The organism is Phytopseudomonas daroniae (assembly GCF_004327275.1).
Classification (GTDB): Bacteria; Pseudomonadota; Gammaproteobacteria; order Pseudomonadales; family Pseudomonadaceae; genus Aquipseudomonas; species Aquipseudomonas daroniae.
Map to the genome: position 1 here is coordinate 189,939 of NZ_QJUJ01000005.1, position 17,998 is coordinate 207,936.

Sequence of the window (17,998 nt, forward strand, 5' to 3'; positions counted from 1 at the left end):
CATTCTTCGAGGCAAGGGCCAGAGCCGGAATCGGCGGCCGTCCTCGGGAGCACGGTTGAATCATTCGCCGACACTGATGGTCAGGCCGGCGGCAATGGCGAATGGCGTCAGGGTTACCGCCAGTGCGGTGAGACTGGCCAGCCACAGCAGATGGCCAACTACCGGCAGCCCTTGCAGACTCGCCTGCAAGGCCCCGCTACCCAGAATCAGCACCGGGATATACAACGGCAAAATAAGCAGTGCCAGCAACAGCCCGCCGCGCTTGAGCCCCACGGTAAGGGCGGCGCCGACAGCGCCAAGCAGACTGAGGATGGGCGTACCGAGCAGCAAGGACGCGAGCAGCACCGGCAGACAACGCCCCGGTAGCCCGAGCATCAATGCCAGCAAAGGCGACAGCAGCACCAGGGCCAGGCCGGAAAACAGCCAGTGTGCCGACACCTTGGCCAATACCAGAAGTGGCAGAGGGTGCGAGGAAAGCACCCACTGTTCGAGAGAGCCATCTTCGAAGTCGCTGCGAAACAGCCCGTCGAGGGACAGCAGCACCGCCAGCAAGGCCGCTACCCACACCAGGCCAGGCGAGAGGCTTTGCAGCAGTTGCGTTTGCGGCCCGACGGCCAGCGGAAACAGGGCGATGACGATAGCGAAAAACACCAGTGGGTTGGCCAGTTCTGCAGGGCGCCGACACAACAGGCGCGCCTCGCGCACGACCAGCAGCATAAATACGCTATTCATCCGGCATGCTGTCCCAGATCAAGATCGCGGTAACCATCCGGCAGGCGCCTCAACGTATGGTGCGTGGTCAGGATCACCAGGCCACCCTGGCTGCAGTGCGTGGCCAGATGGTCTTCCAGTTGGCTGACGGCATGCTTGTCCAGGGCGGTGAAAGGCTCGTCGAGAATCCACAAGGGCGGGCTGTCCAGGTAGAGCCGAGCCAGTGCCACGCGGCGTTGCTGGCCGGCCGAGAGGGTGTGACAGGGTACATCCTCGAAACCGCGCAACCCCACAGCCTCCAGGGCCTGCCAGATTTGCTCGCGGTTCGCCGGCCGATGCAGGGCGCACAACCAGGCGAGATTTTCCTCGGCACTCAGCAAACTCTTGATGCCAGCGGCATGGCCGATCCACAGCAGATCACTGGCCAGATCGCCGCTGCGGCTGGCCAGCGGCTGGCCCTTGAGGCGAATTTGCCCGGAAGTGGGTTGTCTCAATCCGGCGAGCACGCGCAGCAGGCTGGTCTTGCCGCTGCCGTTGGGGCCGGATACCTGCAGCATCTGCCCCACGTCCAGATGGATATCGAGGTTCTCGAACAGCAGACGCCAATCCCGTTCGCAGGAGAGAGCCATGGCTTCGAGAAAAGGACTGCTCACAGCGCGGACACCTGGTTCAAGTCGAGACGATTGTGGCCGCTATAATGATGCGGACGTTCGGAGTGGCCGGAATTATACATGCCCAATAAGCCCACCAGCAGTGTGCTTATGGCTACAGAGTATGTGACTTAATGACCGAGATCAGTGGTTCGCGTCCTATTGCCGCACCGCCCCCCACCAGCAGGCCACAAGCCAATGCCGCCGATCTGGCGGTGAAGCTTCTGCAGCCCCTCGATGGCCTGATGGCCAGCGGCGAGAGCGCCAAGGCAGAAGTGCTGGCTCTCAAGGAGGTCGCGCAGAACTTTCAGCTGCTGCTGCGCGTGACCCTGGAAAACGGTCGCCAGGCTACGCTCCAGGCCAGCAGCCCGCAAGCCATCGCCCAGGGCACGGCGCTGGCGGTCACGGCGCTGTCGGAATCGCGCCTCTCCCTGGCGGTTCTGGCTGGCGGCAACAAACCGCTGACCAGTATCGACCTCGAACAATTACCCGTCGGCACCCTGCTGCAGGGCAAGGTCATCTCCCGCGAGGCGTTACCCGCTCAGGCGTCGCAGACCGTCTACAAGGTTCTGGTGAACCTGCTCAACACCTCTCTGGCCGGCAGCAAGTTGAGCCTGGAAACCAACCTCGACCTGCCTCTCGGCAGCCTGCTCAGCGCGCGCGTACAGGGCGATCAATCGCTCGCCTTCCTGCCGCTCAGCGGGCGGCTCGATCAGTTGGCGCTGCTCCAGCAACTTGGCACACAGCAGAGCCGCCAGGGCTCACTGGAAGGCTTGCTGTCAGCGCTGCAGGGAATGGGCAATCTGCCCGACGGCCTGCGCGGCAGCATCGACAAACTGCTCGGCGGCCTGCCTAGCGGCGAGCAGATGAGTAGCGGCAAAGGGCTGATGCAAGCGCTGGAAAACAGCGGCCTGTTTCTCGAGAGCAAATTGCTGGGTGGCCAAACCGGCGCACTGAGTACCGACATGAAGGCCAACCTGCTGCGCCTGGTCAGCCAACTGCTGCCGTTGCTGCCCGGTGCCGCGCCCCTGGCCGCCGCGACTGCCAGCGCAATGACTCAGGCGTTACCCGCCTTCGCCCGCAACATTCTCGGCAATATCGGCCAGAGCAGCGGTCGCCAACAGGCCATGAGCTTTCCCCTGCCCAGCCGCCTGCTGCAAGCCATGGATGGGGAGGCCGATCTGGAAACGCTACTCAAGCTCGCCGCCGCCGCCATCTCTCGCTTGCAGACTCACCAGTTGTCCAGCCTGGCTCAGAGCCAGACCGGGCCGGACGGTGCCCTGCTGACGACCTGGCAGATGGAAGTGCCCATGCGCAATCAGCATGAGCTGGTGCCTCTGCAGGTGAAAATCCAGCACGAAGAACCCGCACCGTCCGCCAAGCAGGACGGCAAGGAAGCGCTCTGGCGTATCGACCTGGCTTTCGATCTGGATCCCCTGGGGCCGCTGCAGGTGCAGGCACAACTGGCGCAGGGCACCCTGTCCAGCCAACTCTGGGCCGAACGTGCCAGCACCGCAGGGCTGATCGACCGGGAGCTGGGCAACCTGCGTGAACGCCTGGTGGCGGCGGGTCTTACCGTCGGCGATCTGGCCTGTAGCCAGGGTATCCCGCCACAAGGGCCGAAAACTTCACTGGAACAGCGCTGGGTCGACGAAACCGCATGAGCCATAAAACCCCACGCCAGGCCATTGCCCTCACCTACGATGGCCAGAACGCCCCCAACCTCAGTGCCAAAGGCGATGACGAACTGGCCGAGACGATACTCGCCATTGCCCGCGCCCACGATGTGCCGATCTACGAGAACGCCGAGCTGGTACGTTTGCTGGCGCGCCTGGAACTGGGCGAAGCGATTCCCGAGCAACTGTATCGCTGCATCGCTGAAATCATCGCCTTCGCCTGGTACCTCAAGGGCAAATACCCGCCAGGATTCGATCCACGCGGCAAGCCGAAGGACGGGCCGCTGCTGCTGAATTAGCTGCAAGCTGCAAGCCTCAAGCGGCAAGCAAACGGTCGTATACAGAGGGAATTGGCTTTTGGCTTTTGGCTTTTGGCTTTTGGCTTTTGGCTTTTGGCTTTTGGCTTGAAGCTTGAAGCTTATAGCTTGCTCTTCTGGTGCAGCTTGGCGACCAGCTCTGCCTCGGCCTTGCTCAGGCCACAGGAATGGGTCAGATCCTCGGCGCTGGCGCCCATGCCCACCAGCCGAGCGGCCTGGGTGAAGGACAGGCTGGAGGGGTCACGCTGCTCGATCTGCATCACTTTATCCGGCAGTGGCGCAACGGTGCGGCGTAGCTCGTGGAGCTCCTCGCCCATGCGGATACTGCCGGTCAGGTAGGTATCCAGACGCTTGCCCAGCTCCCGAATGCGCTGGTCACGTTGAGCATCGCGCTCGGCCTGCAGCTGACTGGCCAGGCGCAAGCGCCCTGCGAGCCAGACGCAGGTGGTCACCAGCCCGACGCAGACCAGGGCAAGAACGATGAGTGCGGCTTCAAGCACCTCAGATGCTCTCCAGCTCCGACCATTCTTCTTCGGTCATCATCTTGTCCAGCTCGACCAGGATCAGCAGCTCGCCATTCTTGTTGCACACGCCCTGGATGAACTTGGCCGATTCGTCGTTACCGACATTCGGCGCGGTTTCCACTTCGGACTGCCGCAGATAAACCACTTCGGCAACGCTGTCGACCAGAATGCCCACCACCTGCTTGTCCGCCTCGATGATGACGATGCGGGTGTTGTCGGTCACGTCGGAATAATCCAGGCCGAAACGCTGGCGCGTATCGATCACGGTGACCACGTTCCCGCGCAGGTTGATGATACCCAGCACATAGCTCGGCGCACCCGGTACCGGGGCGATTTCCGTGTAGCGCAGGACTTCCTGCACCTGCATCACGTTGATGCCGTAGCTTTCGTTGTCGAGACGGAACGTGACCCACTGCAGGATCGGATCTTCAGCGCCTTGTGCAGAGCTTTTCTTCATGGCCTAGCCTCATCATTGACCGCGCGTGGCGGTGTGCGGGAGTCCCGCTATTCAATTGGGCGCACGTGCGACCGTGCGCCCAGTAATCAGTGTACCTGTCCGTTACCCATGCGCCTGGTCGCGCCGCTGGCGATCAACTCCGCCAGTGCGGCGACGTCCAGCAGCGCGCACATGTGCTCGATCACCGTACCCGCCAGCCAAGGCCGCTGAGCACGCTGGCTACGCCACTTGATCTCGTCCGGATGCAGACGAATCGAGCGACTGACTTGGTGAACGGCCAGCCCCCATTCGTAGCCCTGAACGGAAATCACGTACTGCAGCCCCTGGCGGAAATCGTCCCGGTAACGGTCCGGCATGACCCAGCGCGCGGTGTCGAGCACCTTCAGGTTGCCGGATTGTGATGGCAGTATGCCGAGAAACCAATCCGGCTGGCCAAACAAAGGGGTCAGTTCCTGCCCGGCCAGCGGATAGATCGAGCCCAGGCACACCAGCGGCACGGCCAGCGTCAGACCGGCGACATCGAACAGCAGGCACTCGAAAGGCTCCTGCGCCCACTCGGGACGACCGTCGGCCAGTACGGAGGCGATCTGTGGCGCCGGACGATGCACCTCGGCCACAGATTCGACTACCGGCGGCATGGCAATCGGTTCGACGATCAGCGCAGACAAGGCCTCCACGACCGGCTCGATGACCACCTCAGCCACGGGCTGCACCAACGTCAGCGGCGCGGGCTCGGCACGCGGCGCCAACTGGGCATCACGGATCTGCTCCTCGAGCACGGCAGACTCGAACTCATCGAGGCTGCTTTCGGCCAACTCCTGTTCGAGCTCGACCGCGGCGTCCTGCAGCAACCCGTCAAGGTAGGACTGCAGCGCCAGTTGGGGCCGTGTGGCAGTGCCGATGGAACGACTCATGAATGCAACCCGAAATGGAGACCTGTATGAGCTATCGGCCGCAGTGGCGGCAGACTTGAGCGAGTTTGCGCAGAATAACCAGCCATTACCGATCAGGCCACCTGGGAGGCAGGGTGCTGCGCCAGCAAATGCTTGAGCAACGCGCGATAGGCGATGGTGCCGCGGCTATTGCCATCGAACCGCGAAGGCGTCAGCCCTGCCCGGCTGGCGTCACGCAACCGGGTATCCACTGGAATGTAGGCTTGCCAGAGGTGCTCGGGATAGCTGCTCTTGAGCAGCCGCAACGTGGACATCGAGGCCTGGGTACGGCGGTCGAACAGGGTCGGCACGATGGTGTAAGGCAAGGCCTGCTTGCGCGAACGGTTGATCATCGCCAAGGTGCTGACCATGCGCTCCAGGCCTTTCACGGCGAGAAACTCGGTCTGCACCGGGATCACCAACTGCTGGCTGGCGGCCAGGGCGTTGACCATCAGCACACCGAGCAGCGGTGGGCTGTCGATCACCGCATGGTCGAAGTCCTGCCACAACTGCGCCAGGCTCTTGGCGACCACCAGGCCGAGGCCATTCTTCCCCGGAGACTGGCGCTCCAGCGTGGCCAGTGCAGTGCTCGACGGCAGCAGGGAAATACGTTCGTGGCTGGTCGGCAGCAACAACTGCTGTGGCAGGCCCTGAGGCACGCCGCCCTGATGCAGGAACAGATCGAAGACGCTGTGTTCGAGGCTATCGGGGTCATGACCGAAATAGCTGGTCATCGATCCGTGCGGGTCGAGATCGACCACCACCACACGTTTGCCAGCATCGGCCAGCAGACCTGCAAGGGCGATGGACGAGGTGGTCTTACCCACACCGCCTTTCTGATTGGCTACAGCCCAAACTCTCATACTCTTCATCCTCCCGGAACAGGCTGCGCCTGGCCGAGACTGAGTGCCCGCTTCATGGGGCAGGCGACGGGGAATTGACGGCACCATTGGCTGGAGCCTGTGCTGCAGGCGCTGAAGCAGGTTGCGTGCCAGCACGTTGCATCACCGCATCGGGCTGGGCATTGGCACTACCCACGCCACTCACACTACGCCGCACATCGAGATTGCGCGAGACCACCAGCACTACGCGGCGGTTATGCGCCCTGCCCTCTGCCGTAGCGTTGTCGGCCACCGGCTGAAATTCGCCATACCCCACGGCTGCCATCCGCGACGGGTCGACGCCATCCATGGCCAGCATCCGCACGATGCTGGCAGCACGTGCTGTCGACAGCTCCCAGTTGGTCGGGAACTGCGCAGTATTGATCGGCTGATTATCGGTAAAGCCTTCCACATGCACGGGGTTATCGTAAGGAGCCAGAATCTTGGCAATTTTCTCGATGATCTCGAAGGCCGCATCATTCGGCAGTGCATCGCCACTGGGGAACAGCAGGCCGGAGCTCAGTTCGATCTCGATCCACAGCTCGTTGCCACGCACCTTGAGCTGATCGCTCTGCAGCAGGCCGCCGAAGGCATCACGCACGTTGTCGGCGATACTCTGCAAGGTCGAGGCGGCGATCTGCTGCGCAGATTCCTCGTCCACCATCGAACGATCCGGTTCGCTGGTACGTGGCCGCTCATCCCCCACGGGAATAGGTTTGATGGCGCGATCCGGCTGGTTGAACACGCCGGTCAGGGTTTCCGAGAGGATCTTGTATTTGCCTTCGTTGATCGACGAAATCGAATACATCACCACGAAGAAGGCGAACAGCAGCGTGATGAAGTCCGCGTAGGACACCAGCCAGCGTTCGTGATTCTCATGCTCCTCAAGGCGACGTCGGCGAGCCATGGTCAGTTCATGAAGCCTTGCAGCTTCAACTCGATGGAGCGCGGATTTTCACCCTCGCCGATGGACAGGATGCCTTCGAGGAGCATTTCCCGGTAAGCCGACTGACGCATGGCCACGGATTTGAGCTTGGCGCCAACGGGCAGCAGCAGCAGGTTGGCGAGCGCTACACCATAGATGGTGGCGACGAATGCAACAGCGATCCCACCACCGAGCAGACTTGGATCAGCCAGATTGCCCATCACGTGGATCAGCCCCATCACCGCCCCGATGATGCCGATGGTCGGCGCATAGCCGCCCATGCACTCGAAGAACTTGGCTGCCTGTATATCGCGGCTTTCCTGGGTGTAGAGATCGACTTCGAGAATACTGCGAATGGCTTCCGGCTCTGCGCCGTCGACCAACAGCTGCAAACCCTTGCGCGCATAGGGGTCGGCTTCGCCATCGGCTACGGCCTCAAGACCGAGCAAGCCTTCCTTGCGTGCGGTCATGCTCCAGTTCACCACCCGGTCAATGCCGCCGGGCAGGTCGATCTGCGGTGGAAAGAAAATCCAGCGCAGGATGTTCATGGCGCGCTTGAACACCGTGACCGGCGTTTGCAGGAACGCAGCACCGAGGGTGCCGCCGAACACGATCAGCGCCGCCGGGCCGTTGAGCAGTGCCGAGACATGCCCCCCTTCCAGATAATTGCCGCCAAGAATGGCGACGAATGCCAGTATGACGCCGATCAGGCTCAGCACATCCATCAGAGGCAGGCCTCGACCAGATGGCGACCGATATCTTCCAGCGGATAGACAGCATCGGCCAGGTTGGCCTTCACGATCGCCATGGGCATGCCGTAGATCACACAACTGGCCTCGTCCTGCGCCCATACCTGGCTGCCGCCCTGTTTGAGCAGACGCGCACCCTCACGGCCGTCAGCGCCCATGCCGGTAAGCACCACGGCCAGTACCTTGTCGTGGTAGGACTTGGATGCCGAGCCGAAGGTGATATCCACGCAAGGCTTGTAATTCAGGCGCTCGTCGCCGGGCAGGATGCGGATGGTGCCGCGCCCGTCGATCATCATCTGCTTGCCACCTGGCGCCAGAATGGCCAGCCCGGGGCGCAGGATGTCGCCGTCTTCAGCTTCCTTGACGTTGATCTTGCAGAGCTTGTCCAGACGCTCGGCAAAGGCCTTGGTGAAGGCCGCCGGCATGTGTTGAATCAGCACGATAGGCGTCGGGAAATTCGCCGGCAACTGGGTCAAGACCCGCTGCAAGGCAACCGGGCCACCGGTCGAGGTACCGATCGCCACCAGCTTGTAGGCTTTGCGCTTGGGTGCGGCGCTGCCGGTCGATGGCTGACGCTCGGCCGGCGGATGGCCGACACTCGGCTGTGGCCGCGCAGGTACAGAAGTGCTGGCAGGTCGGCTCAGGCTACCGCCGGCAGGCGGCGTCAGGGACGCCGCGCCGATCCCCCGGCGGTTGCTGCGCGAAATGCTGTGCACCTTCTCGCACAGCAGCTGCTTGACCTTTTCCGGGTTGCGCGAGATGTCCTCGAAATTCTTCGGCAGGAAATCCACCGCACCGGCATCCAGCGCATCCAGGGTGACCCGGGCGCCTTCGTGGGTGAGCGAAGAGAACATCAATACCGGTGTAGGGCAGCGCTGCATGATGCTACGCACAGCGGTGATACCGTCCATCAACGGCATCTCGTAATCCATGGTGATCACGTCCGGCTTGAGTGCCAGCGCCTGATCGATGGCCTCACGTCCGTTGGTGGCGGTGCCGACCACGGTGATGTTGGGATCGGACGAGAGAATCTCCGAGACTCTGCGCCGAAAAAAGCCGGAGTCGTCGACCACCAGTACCTTGACAACCATAAACACTCCTAAGCGGCGCAGCAGAGGCCGCGCCGCGGACGATCAGATACGCCGTGCGTAGCGCTTGAGCATGCTCGGGACGTCGAGAATCAGGGCGATCCGCCCGTCGCCGGTGATGGTCGCACCGGAGATGCCAGGCGTGCCTTGCAGCATTTTGCCCAGCGGCTTGATCACCACCTCTTCCTGGCCGACCAGCTGATCGACGACGAAGCCGATCCGCTGGTTGCCGATGCTGAGAATCACCACATGGCCTTCGACCTGCTCTTCGTGGGCAGCCTTGCTCACCAGCCAGCGCTTGAGATAGAACAGCGGCAGCGCCTTGTCGCGGACGATCACCACTTCCTGCCCGTCGACCACGTTGGTGCGCGACAGATCGAGGTGGAAGATCTCGTTGACGTTGACCAGCGGGAAAGCGAATGCCTGATTGCCGAGCATCACCATCAGCGTCGGCATGATCGCCAGGGTCAACGGTACCTTGATGACGATCTTCGAGCCCTGGCCCTTCTGCGAGAACACGTTGACCGTGCCGTTGAGCTGGGAAATCTTGGTCTTCACCACGTCCATGCCGACGCCGCGGCCGGACACGTCGGAAATCTCGGTCTTGGTCGAGAAACCGGGGGCGAAGATCAGGTTGTAGCATTCCAGATCGGTCAGGCGGTCGGCCGCATCCTTGTCCAGCAGGCCTTTTTCCACGGCCTTGCTGCGCAACACGTCGGCGTCCATCCCCTTGCCGTCATCGGTAATCATCAGCAGGATGTGGTCGCCTTCCTGCTCGGCAGACAACACCACTCGCCCGGTGCGCGACTTACCGGTGGCTTCGCGCTCTTCCGGGCTTTCCACGCCATGGTCGACGGCGTTGCGCACCAAGTGCACCAGTGGATCGGCCAGCGCTTCGACCAGGTTCTTGTCCAGATCGGTCTCTTCGCCAACCAGCTCCAGGTTGATTTCCTTCTTCAACTGACGAGCCAGGTCGCGAACCAGCCGCGGGAAGCGCCCGAAGACCTTCTTGATCGGCTGCATGCGGGTCTTCATGACTGCCGTCTGCAGATCGGCGGTGACCACGTCGAGGTTGGAGACGGCCTTGGACATGGTCTCGTCGCCGCTGTTGAGCCCCAGGCGCACCAGGCGGTTACGCACCAGCACCAGTTCGCCGACCATGTTCATGATCTCGTCCAGGCGTGCGGTGTCGACCCGTACCGTGGTTTCCGCCTCACTCGCTGGCGCAGCGGCGGCGGCCGGTGCGGCTGCTGTTTTTGCCTTGGCTGGCTCGACCTTGGCCGCCGGCGCAGGAGCTGCCTTGCTGGCGGCGGGTGCAACGGGCTTGGCTTCGGGCTTCGGAGCAGGTGCAATGGGCGCAATGGCGGTCGGCTCGACGAACTTGCCTTTGCCGTGCAACTGATCGAGCAGAGCCTCGAACTCGTCGTCGGTGATTTCATCGCCCTGCGCCGCAGAACTGGCGGGTGCGGCAGGAGCAGCCGATACAGGCGCCTCAGCCGGCGTGCTGGCGAATTGTCCTTTACCGTGCAACTGATCGAGCAAGGCTTCGAATTCGTCGTCGGTTATATCGTCGCCGTTACCACCGCTCGCGGCACTGACCGGCGCAGGCACCTCGACAGCGGGCGTTGCGGAGGTCGCGAACTGTCCCTTGCCATGCAGTTGGTCAAGCAGCGATTCGAATTCATCATCGCTGATTTCGTCGTCCGAGCCGCTCGCCTGCGGTTGCGGCTCATCGCCCAGGGCATCGAGCAATTGTTCGAATTCGCTGTCCGTAATGTCCGTCGATGCCTCTGCGGCCGGCTCGACTGGTGCAACGACCGTGACCGGGGCAGGCGCTGCGGCAGGAGCGGGTTCGGCCAGGCGCGCCAGAGCTGCCAGCAGCTCGGGAGAGGCCGGTGTCGGCTTGGTGCGCTCGCGCACTTCGGTGAACATGCCATTGACGGCATCCAGTGCTTCGAGCACCACGTCCATCAATTCCGAGTCGACACGACGCGCACCCTTGCGCAGGATGTCGAACACGTTCTCGGCGATATGGCAGCACTCCACCAGCTCATTGAGCTGCAAGAAACCGGCCCCGCCTTTTACCGTGTGAAATCCCCGAAAAATCGCATTGAGCAGGTTCATATCGTCCGGGCGGCTTTCCAGCTCCACCAATTGCTCGGACAACTGCTCGAGAATCTCGCCGGCCTCTACCAGGAAATCCTGGAGGATTTCTTCATCGGCGCCGAAGCTCATATGACGTGCTCCTAAAATCCCAGGCTGGACAGCAAATCGTCGACGTCGTCCTGGGAGGATGCGACATCATCACGCTTATCGGCATGAATCTGCGGACCTTCACCGTGGGACGCATCTTTTTGTTTGTTCTGCTCGACACGCAACTCGTCGTGATTGTGTTCGATGCCGGCGAAGCGATCGACCTGGCTGGCCATCAACATGAGCTTCAGCAGGTTGCTCTCTACCTCGGTCACCAGTTGCGTGACACGCTTGATCACTTGCCCGGTCAGATCCTGATAGTCCTGCGCCAGTAAAATGTCGTTGAGATGCCCGGACAGCTTGCTGCTGTCGCGTTGGCTGCGCGCAAGAAACAGCTCGATGCGCTTGGCCAGCTCACGGAAAGCCTCAGCCCCCATTTCACGGCGCATGAAACGCCCCCAATCCTCGCTCAGGGCATCGGCTTCGCTGCTCAGGTCATTGACCAGTGGCGCGCTCTGCTCGACCAGATCCATGGTGCGATTGGCTGCGCGCTCGGTCATGGTCACGACGTAATTGAGCCGCTCGGTGGCGTCGGATATCTGCGAGACTTCCTGGGCGTGAGGCACCCGGGGATCGAGCTGAAAATTGACGATGGCGTTATGCAGCTCACGCGTGAGCTTGCCGACTTCGTGGTAAAGACCCCGGTCGCGCGCCTTGTTCAGTTCATTGATCAGCTGTATCGCTTCACCAAAGTTGCCTTGTTCAAGGCTGTTTACCAGTTGGCGGGCATTGCTTTTCAGGGTCGACTCGAGGCCGGCCTCTTGAGAATCATCGTGTTCCATAACAACCTCGCGGCAGACATCAGCCGTTGACCCGCTCGAATATTTTCTCAATCTTTTCTTTGAGCACCTGAGCGGTGAATGGCTTGACCACATAGCCGTTCACACCGGCTTGGGCGGCCTCGATGATCTGATCGCGCTTGGCCTCTGCCGTAACCATCAGCACCGGCATCTGCTTCAAGCGCTCATCCGCACGCACTGCACGCAGCAAGTCGATACCGCTCATGCCCGGCATGTTCCAGTCGGTCACCAGAAAGTCGAAGCTACCGCTTTGCAGCATCGGCAATGCGGTGGTGCCGTCGTCGGCTTCCGCCGTGTTGGTGAACCCCAGATCACGCAAGAGGTTCTTGATGATCCGTCGCATCGTCGAGAAATCATCGACGATGAGGATTTTCATGTTCTTGTCCAAGTCGACCTCCGTACAGTCCTAAAACGCCTTCAGCATTCCGAAGCGCTTATAAATCGTGAAACCGGCCTGGCGGAACGCCACAAAACCATTGCGCCCTGCTTTGCTGCGTTCACTGTGTTTTCCAGCGCCCTGCCAATTCTCAAAAATATGCGCAAGGCCTGCTGCGTGTCGGCCCTGCTGCGTTGAAAACACCCTGGGTTGCCAGCCCAGTCGACAAGCCGCTTGCGGCTAACGCACGTCAGTGCGGGCCAGAAGCGAGTAGTGCTCATTTTTACCAACAGTAAGTCGCCCGCGACTCCGACCGCTTCCCCACCTGCTTTCGCGGGGGCGCCTAACCCTTGCTGAGCTCTACCCTTGAAAAAACTCTTATGCGCGCCAATCCACTAACCGCGCGCGTAAACGCGCGGCACACTGACTGTGCAATTGGCTGACTCGCGACTCACTAACTCCCAGTACCTCGCCGATTTCCTTGAGGTTCAATTCCTCATCGTAATACAGCGACAACACCAACCGCTCACGCTCCGGCAGATTGCTGATGGCATCGACCAGAGCCGCCTGGAAACGATCATCTTCCAGTTCATGCGAAGGCCCGTGGTGCAGGGAACTCGTGTCTTCCTGCAGCCCACCACTCTCGCCTTCCTGCAACAGGTCGTCGAAACTGAATAAGCGGCTGCCCAAAGTGTCGCCAAGAATGCCGTAGTAATCCCCGAGACTCAATTGGAGTTCGGCAGCAACCTCCTGATCTTTAGCGTCTCTTCCGGTTCTCGCTTCGATTTTTCGAATTGCGTCGCTGACCATCCGGCTGTTGCGGTGTACCGAACGTGGTGCCCAATCGCCCTTGCGCACCTCATCGAGCATGGAGCCACGAATGCGAATCCCGGCAAAGGTCTCGAAACTGGCGCCCTTGCCAGCGTCATAGTTGCGGGATGCCTCGAGCAGGCCAATCATTCCGGCCTGGATCAGATCATCCACCTGCACGTTGGCGGGCAGACGCGCCAGCAGGTGATAGGCAATGCGCTTGACCAACGGCGCGTAACGCTCAATCAATTGATGCTGTGAATCCCGTGCCTGTGTCTTGCTATACATGCGGAGTCCAGAGGCTGTCGTCATACAGCCGTGTCTGCAGTCGGTTGTTGCACCAAGCGCTCGACGAAGAACTCCAGATGGCCTCGCGGATTGGCCGGCAACGGCCATGCGTCAACCTTCTGGGCAATCGCCTTGAACGCCAGCGCGCACTTCGAACGAGGGAACGCCTCATACACCGCACGCTGTTTCTGTACGGCTTTGCGTACCGACTCGTCGTAAGGCACCGCACCCACATACTGCAGCGCGACATCCAGGAAACGGTCGGTGACCTTGGTCAGCTTAGCAAACAGGTTGCGGCCCTCCTGCGGGCTGTGCGCCATATTGGCGAGCACCCGGAAACGATTCATGCCGTGGTCACGATTGAGCAGCTTGATCAGCGCGTAGGCATCGGTGATCGAGGTCGGCTCGTCGCACACCACCACCAGTACTTCCTGGGCGGCGCGCACGAAGCTCACCACCGAGTCGCCGATACCGGCGGCGGTGTCCACGATCAGTACGTCGAGGTTGTCGCTGATATCGCTGAATGCCTGGATGAGGCCAGCGTGCTGCATGGGCGTGAGCTGCACCATGCTCTGGGTGCCGGAGGCCGCAGGCACGATACGAATGCCGCCAGGCCCCTGCAGGATGACATCGCGCAGTTCGCACTCACCCTCGATCACGTCAGCCAGGGTGCGCTTGGCCGTCAGACCGAGCAGCACGTCGACGTTGGCCAGCCCCAGATCGGCATCCATGAGCATGACGCGCCGACCGAGATCCGCCAGCGCCAACGACAAATTCACCGACACATTGGTCTTGCCAACGCCGCCTTTGCCGCCGGTCACCGCGATCACCTGTACGGGATGCATACCCATGTTATCTACACACCTTATCTATCTTCGCTTTAAGCCATAGGGCCATTGTGCGCTGCCGGGACGACCGCAACCAGCGCTTCGCCACACAGCATGATCATCCCGCGCGTCGTGCCGGATCCTGATACAAGCCTGCAAACATATCGGCCATCGTATCCTCACTGGGCTCATCCGGAGCCTGCAGACCGACGGCACGGCTGACCAGTTGATGACTACGCGGCACCTGTACATCGTCCGGAATCCGCGGGCCATCTGCCAGATAGGCTACTGGTAGACGGTGGCTAATAGCCAGACCCAATACCTCACCCATGCTGGTCGCTTCGTCCAGTTTACTCAGAATGCAGCCGGCCAGCCCACAGCGCTTGTAGCTGTGATAGGCGGCCTTCAGCACTTGCGCCTGGCTGGTAGCAGCCAGCACAAGGTAATTTCGGGCGTTGACGCCGCGGCTTGCCAGGGTTTCCAGTTGCATACGCAGCGCCGGGTCGCTGGCCGGCAGACCGGCTGTATCGATAAGCACCACACGCTTGCGCGCCAACGGCGCCAGCGCCTGAGTCAAAGACTGACCGGGATCGACGTGGGTCACGGATACGCCAAGAATACGGCCCAGGGTCTTTAGCTGTTCCTGGGCACCGATGCGGTAGCTGTCCATGCTCACCAGGGCGATATTCGCGGCGCCGTACTTGAGTACGTAGCGTGCTGCGAGCTTGGCCAGCGTGGTGGTCTTGCCCATGCCCGCCGGGCCGACCAGAGCGATCACGCCGCCCTCTTCCATCGGCTCCTGCTTGGGCGTCTGAATCGAGTGTGCCAGATGCGCCAGCACCATACGCCAGGCCTGACGCTGGTCACCGAGCGAGGCCACACGTTCGAGCAGCGTACGGGCCAGTTCGGCGGGCAGCCCCATGCGCTGCAAACGACGCCACAGAGTGGCCTGTTGCGGGCGACGGCTCTGCATCTGCCCCCAGGCGATGGAACCCAGTTGCATTTCGATCAGTTCACGCAGGCCGTGCAGTTCGGAACGCATCGAATCCAGCGCGGCCTGATCGACCGAAGCCGAGGCCGGCTTCTTCTGCTGACGCTCGAGCACGGCGTCCAGGCTGTCGGCAGGCGACGCACCTGGCGCATCGGCGAACAGCTGACGATCCTTGCCGGCATCCAGCTGCGCACGGGTAGTCAGTTCGGCCTGGGCGGAGGCGATGCGCGATTGAGTCTTGCGCAGTTCGGCCTCCAGGGCCGGGTTCGGTTGCCGCGCCGGTGCGGGCGCGACCTGATAATCGAGCGCGGCCGTCAATTCCACGCCACCCGCCACACGGCGGTTACCGATGATGGTCGCATCAGCGCCCAGCTCATCGCGAACCAGCTTCATGGCTTGGCGCATATCGGCGGCAAAAAAGCGTTTGACCTGCATGGCCCGTACCCTCGATTAATTCTGCCCCACCGTCGCAACGATGGTGACCTGCTTGTTGTCCGGAATTTCCTGGTACGCCAGAACATGCATGCTCGGGACGGCCAACCGGGCGAAACGCGAGAGCATTCCCCGAACCGGCCCGGCCGCCAGCAGAATCACCGGCTTGCCAAGCATCTCCTGACGCTGCGCTGCTTCCACCAGGGAACGTTGCAGCTTCTCGGCCATGCCAGGTTCCAGGAGGATGCCATCCTCGGAGCCTTGACCGGCCTTCTGAAGACTATTTAGCAATATCTGTTCCAACCTTGGCTCAAGGGTGATCACAGGCAGCTCCGGCTCTAGTCCCACGATGTTTTGCACGATTGCGCGAGCCAACGCGACGCGTACCGCAGCAACCATCGCGGCGGGATCTTGACTCCGCGGTGCGACGTTGGCGATGGCTTCGGCAATGGTACGGATGTCACGTACCGGCACCTGCTCCTGTAACAGCGCTTGCAGCACCTTGAGCAGGGTCGACAGCGAGATAAGGCCAGGAACCAGCTCTTCCGCCAGCTTTGGCGAGCTTTTCGCCAACAATTGCATCAGTTGCTGGACTTCTTCGTGGCCCAGCAGCTCATGAGCATGCTTGTGCAGGATCTGATTGAGGTGGGTGGCGACCACGGTACTGGCGTCCACCACGGTGTAACCGAGGGATTGCGCCTGGTCGCGCTGACCGGGGTCGATCCACACGGCATCGAGACCGAACGCCGGATCTTTGGCGGCTACGCCGTTGAGGGTGCCGAATACCTGACCCGGGTTGATCGCCAGTTCGCGATCCGGGTAAACCTCGGCCTCGGCGACGCTGACGCCCATCAGAGTCAGTCGATAAGCATTGGGTTGCAGATCCAGGTTGTCGCGGATATGCACGGATGGCATCAGGAAGCCCATCTCCTGCGACAGCTTCTTGCGTACGCCCTTGATCCGCGCCAGCAGTTGCCCGCCCTGGTTGCGATCGACCAGCGGAATCAGCCGATAGCCGACTTCCAGACCGACCATGTCCACCGGCATCACGTCGTCCCAGCCAAGCTCCTTGATCTCCTGAGCGCGCTGCGCCGGGAGTAGTTCCTGCTGGCGCTGAACCTCCTGAATCTCGACTTCCTTGACCTTGCGCTGCTTGTTGGCGATCCAGTACGCCGCGCCCGCGGCGATCAGGCCCAGGCCAACGAAAGGCATATGCGGCATGCCAGGCACCAGGCCCATGGCGATCATGATCGCCGCCGCAACGGCCAGCGCGCGCGGCGAAGCGAACATCTGCCGGTTGACCTGAGCGCCCATGTCTTCGGAGCTGGAAACCCGGGTGACCATGATCGCCGCGGCCGTGGACAGCAGCAGCGACGGGATCTGTGCCACCAGACCGTCACCGATGGTCAGCAACGAGTAGATGCGCCCCGCCTCGCTGAACGGCAGGCCGTGCTGCAGCATGCCGATGCCGATGCCGCCGAGCAGGGTGACGAACATGATCAGCAGACCGGCGATGGCATCGCCGCGCACGAACTTGCTGGCACCGTCCATCGAACCGTAGAAATCCGCTTCCTGGGCTACCTCGACACGGCGCTTCTTGGCTTCCACCTGGTCGATCAGGCCGGAATTGAGATCGGCATCGATGGCCATCTGCTTGCCGGGCATGGCATCCAGAGTGAAACGCGCACTGACCTCGGAAATCCGTCCGGCGCCCTTGGTCACCACCACGAAGTTGATGATGATGAGGATGGCGAACACCACGATACCGACGACGTAGTTACCGCCGACCACCACCTCGCCGAACGCCTTGATCACTTGCCCGGCCGCTCCCGCGCCGTCCTGCCCGTGCAGCAGCACCACCCGCGTGGAGGCCACGTTCAGCGCCAGACGCAGCAAGGTAGCCGCCAGCAGGATGGTCGGGAAGACGGCGAAATCCAGCGGCCGCAGCGCATAGATCGCCACCAGCAGGACGACGATGGACAAGGCGATATTGAAGGTGAACAGCACGTCGAGCAGGAACGGCGGAACCGGCAGCATGACCATGCCGAGCATGACCAGCAGCAACAGCGGGATACCGAGATTGCCGTCGCGCAACCCGGACAGGTTGCTGCGAACGTTGCCAATCATTTGTGCGCGATCTACTGCCACGTGGTTACCCCGGCTGATTCAATCTTTTGACGCCTTAGCGCCTTCGCTGCCGGTGTTTGCAAGAACCTTTCCAACTCTGCAAAAAACCTGAAATCACTGAACGGTAAGGCTGATCGGGCCGGCGACAGCTGACACGAAAGCGAGACGAAAACACGAACCCCGC

Annotated in this window: 18 protein-coding genes; 2 read left to right on the plus strand and 16 right to left on the minus strand. The window is 61.7% G+C overall.

Annotation, left to right across the window (positions count from 1 at the left end):
* Nucleotides 1-60: 60 nt before the first annotated feature.
* Together ccmB and ccmA are read right to left on the minus strand one after the other, a co-directional pair.
* Nucleotides 61-732 (minus strand): heme exporter protein CcmB, encoded by a 672-nt coding sequence (gene ccmB, locus DNK10_RS14275; RefSeq protein ID WP_131179009.1) that lies wholly within the window; start codon nt 730-732, stop codon nt 61-63.
* A complete protein-coding gene (gene ccmA, locus DNK10_RS14280) occupies nt 729-1,364 on the minus strand; it encodes a cytochrome c biogenesis heme-transporting ATPase CcmA (protein WP_131192031.1) in 636 nt (211 codons plus the stop codon). The genes ccmB and ccmA overlap by 4 nt, the downstream gene beginning before the upstream one ends.
* A gap of 131 nt (nt 1,365-1,495) precedes the next feature.
* Between ccmA and fliK the strand changes: the two genes are divergently transcribed.
* Nucleotides 1,496-3,025 (plus strand): flagellar hook-length control protein FliK, encoded by a 1,530-nt coding sequence (gene fliK / locus DNK10_RS14285; RefSeq protein WP_131192032.1) that lies wholly within the window; start codon nt 1,496-1,498, stop codon nt 3,023-3,025.
* A complete protein-coding gene (locus DNK10_RS14290; RefSeq protein WP_131192033.1) occupies nt 3,022-3,336 on the plus strand; it encodes an EscU/YscU/HrcU family type III secretion system export apparatus switch protein in 315 nt (104 codons plus the stop codon). The genes fliK and DNK10_RS14290 overlap by 4 nt, the downstream gene beginning before the upstream one ends.
* Nucleotides 3,337-3,455: 119 nt before the next feature.
* Here the strand turns inward: DNK10_RS14290 and DNK10_RS14295 are convergent, their stop codons facing one another.
* From DNK10_RS14295 to flhA, 14 genes are all read right to left on the minus strand, one after another.
* Complete coding sequence (locus DNK10_RS14295; protein WP_131192034.1) at nt 3,456-3,854, minus strand: DUF2802 domain-containing protein; 399 nt, start codon at nt 3,852-3,854, stop codon at nt 3,456-3,458.
* Between the two features lies 1 nt (nt 3,855).
* Complete coding sequence (locus DNK10_RS14300; RefSeq protein WP_131192035.1) at nt 3,856-4,335, minus strand: chemotaxis protein CheW; 480 nt, start codon at nt 4,333-4,335, stop codon at nt 3,856-3,858.
* A gap of 86 nt (nt 4,336-4,421) precedes the next feature.
* The gene (locus tag DNK10_RS14305; RefSeq protein ID WP_131192036.1) at nt 4,422-5,249 is read right to left on the minus strand and encodes a CheW domain-containing protein; all 828 of its coding nucleotides are present in this window, start codon (nt 5,247-5,249) and stop codon (nt 4,422-4,424) included.
* Between the two features lie 92 nt (nt 5,250-5,341).
* Nucleotides 5,342-6,130, minus strand: coding sequence for a ParA family protein (locus DNK10_RS14310; RefSeq protein ID WP_131192037.1), 789 nt, complete (start codon nt 6,128-6,130; stop codon nt 5,342-5,344).
* Between the two features lie 52 nt (nt 6,131-6,182).
* Nucleotides 6,183-7,055: a flagellar motor protein MotD gene (gene motD / locus DNK10_RS14315; protein ID WP_131192038.1), complete on the minus strand. Its 873-nt coding sequence runs from the start codon at nt 7,053-7,055 to the stop codon at nt 6,183-6,185.
* A 2-nt stretch (nt 7,056-7,057) separates the two neighbouring features.
* Entirely contained in the window at nt 7,058-7,798 is a 741-nt protein-coding gene (locus DNK10_RS14320) for a flagellar motor protein (RefSeq protein WP_131179018.1), read from the minus strand.
* Nucleotides 7,798-8,913, minus strand: a complete 1,116-nt coding sequence (locus tag DNK10_RS14325; RefSeq protein WP_131179019.1) for a protein-glutamate methylesterase/protein-glutamine glutaminase — start codon at nt 8,911-8,913, stop codon at nt 7,798-7,800. The genes DNK10_RS14320 and DNK10_RS14325 overlap by 1 nt, the downstream gene beginning before the upstream one ends.
* A gap of 42 nt (nt 8,914-8,955) precedes the next feature.
* Nucleotides 8,956-11,145, minus strand: coding sequence for a chemotaxis protein CheA (locus DNK10_RS14330; RefSeq protein WP_131192039.1), 2,190 nt, complete (start codon nt 11,143-11,145; stop codon nt 8,956-8,958).
* Between the two features lie 11 nt (nt 11,146-11,156).
* Entirely contained in the window at nt 11,157-11,945 is a 789-nt protein-coding gene (locus tag DNK10_RS14335; protein WP_131179021.1) for a protein phosphatase CheZ, read from the minus strand.
* 19 nt (nt 11,946-11,964) lie between these two features.
* Nucleotides 11,965-12,339, minus strand: coding sequence for a chemotaxis response regulator CheY (locus tag DNK10_RS14340; RefSeq protein ID WP_175154250.1), 375 nt, complete (start codon nt 12,337-12,339; stop codon nt 11,965-11,967).
* Nucleotides 12,340-12,717: 378 nt separating this feature from the next.
* Nucleotides 12,718-13,461, minus strand: coding sequence for an RNA polymerase sigma factor FliA (gene fliA / locus DNK10_RS14345; RefSeq protein WP_131179022.1), 744 nt, complete (start codon nt 13,459-13,461; stop codon nt 12,718-12,720).
* On the minus strand, nt 13,458-14,288 hold the full coding sequence (gene fleN / locus DNK10_RS14350) for a MinD/ParA family protein (protein WP_207389959.1): 831 nt from the start codon (nt 14,286-14,288) through the stop codon (nt 13,458-13,460). The genes fliA and fleN overlap by 4 nt, the downstream gene beginning before the upstream one ends.
* Nucleotides 14,289-14,382: 94 nt before the next feature.
* Complete coding sequence (gene flhF, locus DNK10_RS14355; RefSeq protein WP_131179023.1) at nt 14,383-15,690, minus strand: flagellar biosynthesis GTPase FlhF; 1,308 nt, start codon at nt 15,688-15,690, stop codon at nt 14,383-14,385.
* Nucleotides 15,691-15,705: 15 nt separating this feature from the next.
* Nucleotides 15,706-17,814: a flagellar biosynthesis protein FlhA gene (gene flhA, locus DNK10_RS14360; RefSeq protein ID WP_131179024.1), complete on the minus strand. Its 2,109-nt coding sequence runs from the start codon at nt 17,812-17,814 to the stop codon at nt 15,706-15,708.
* Nucleotides 17,815-17,998: the final 184 nt, after the last annotated feature.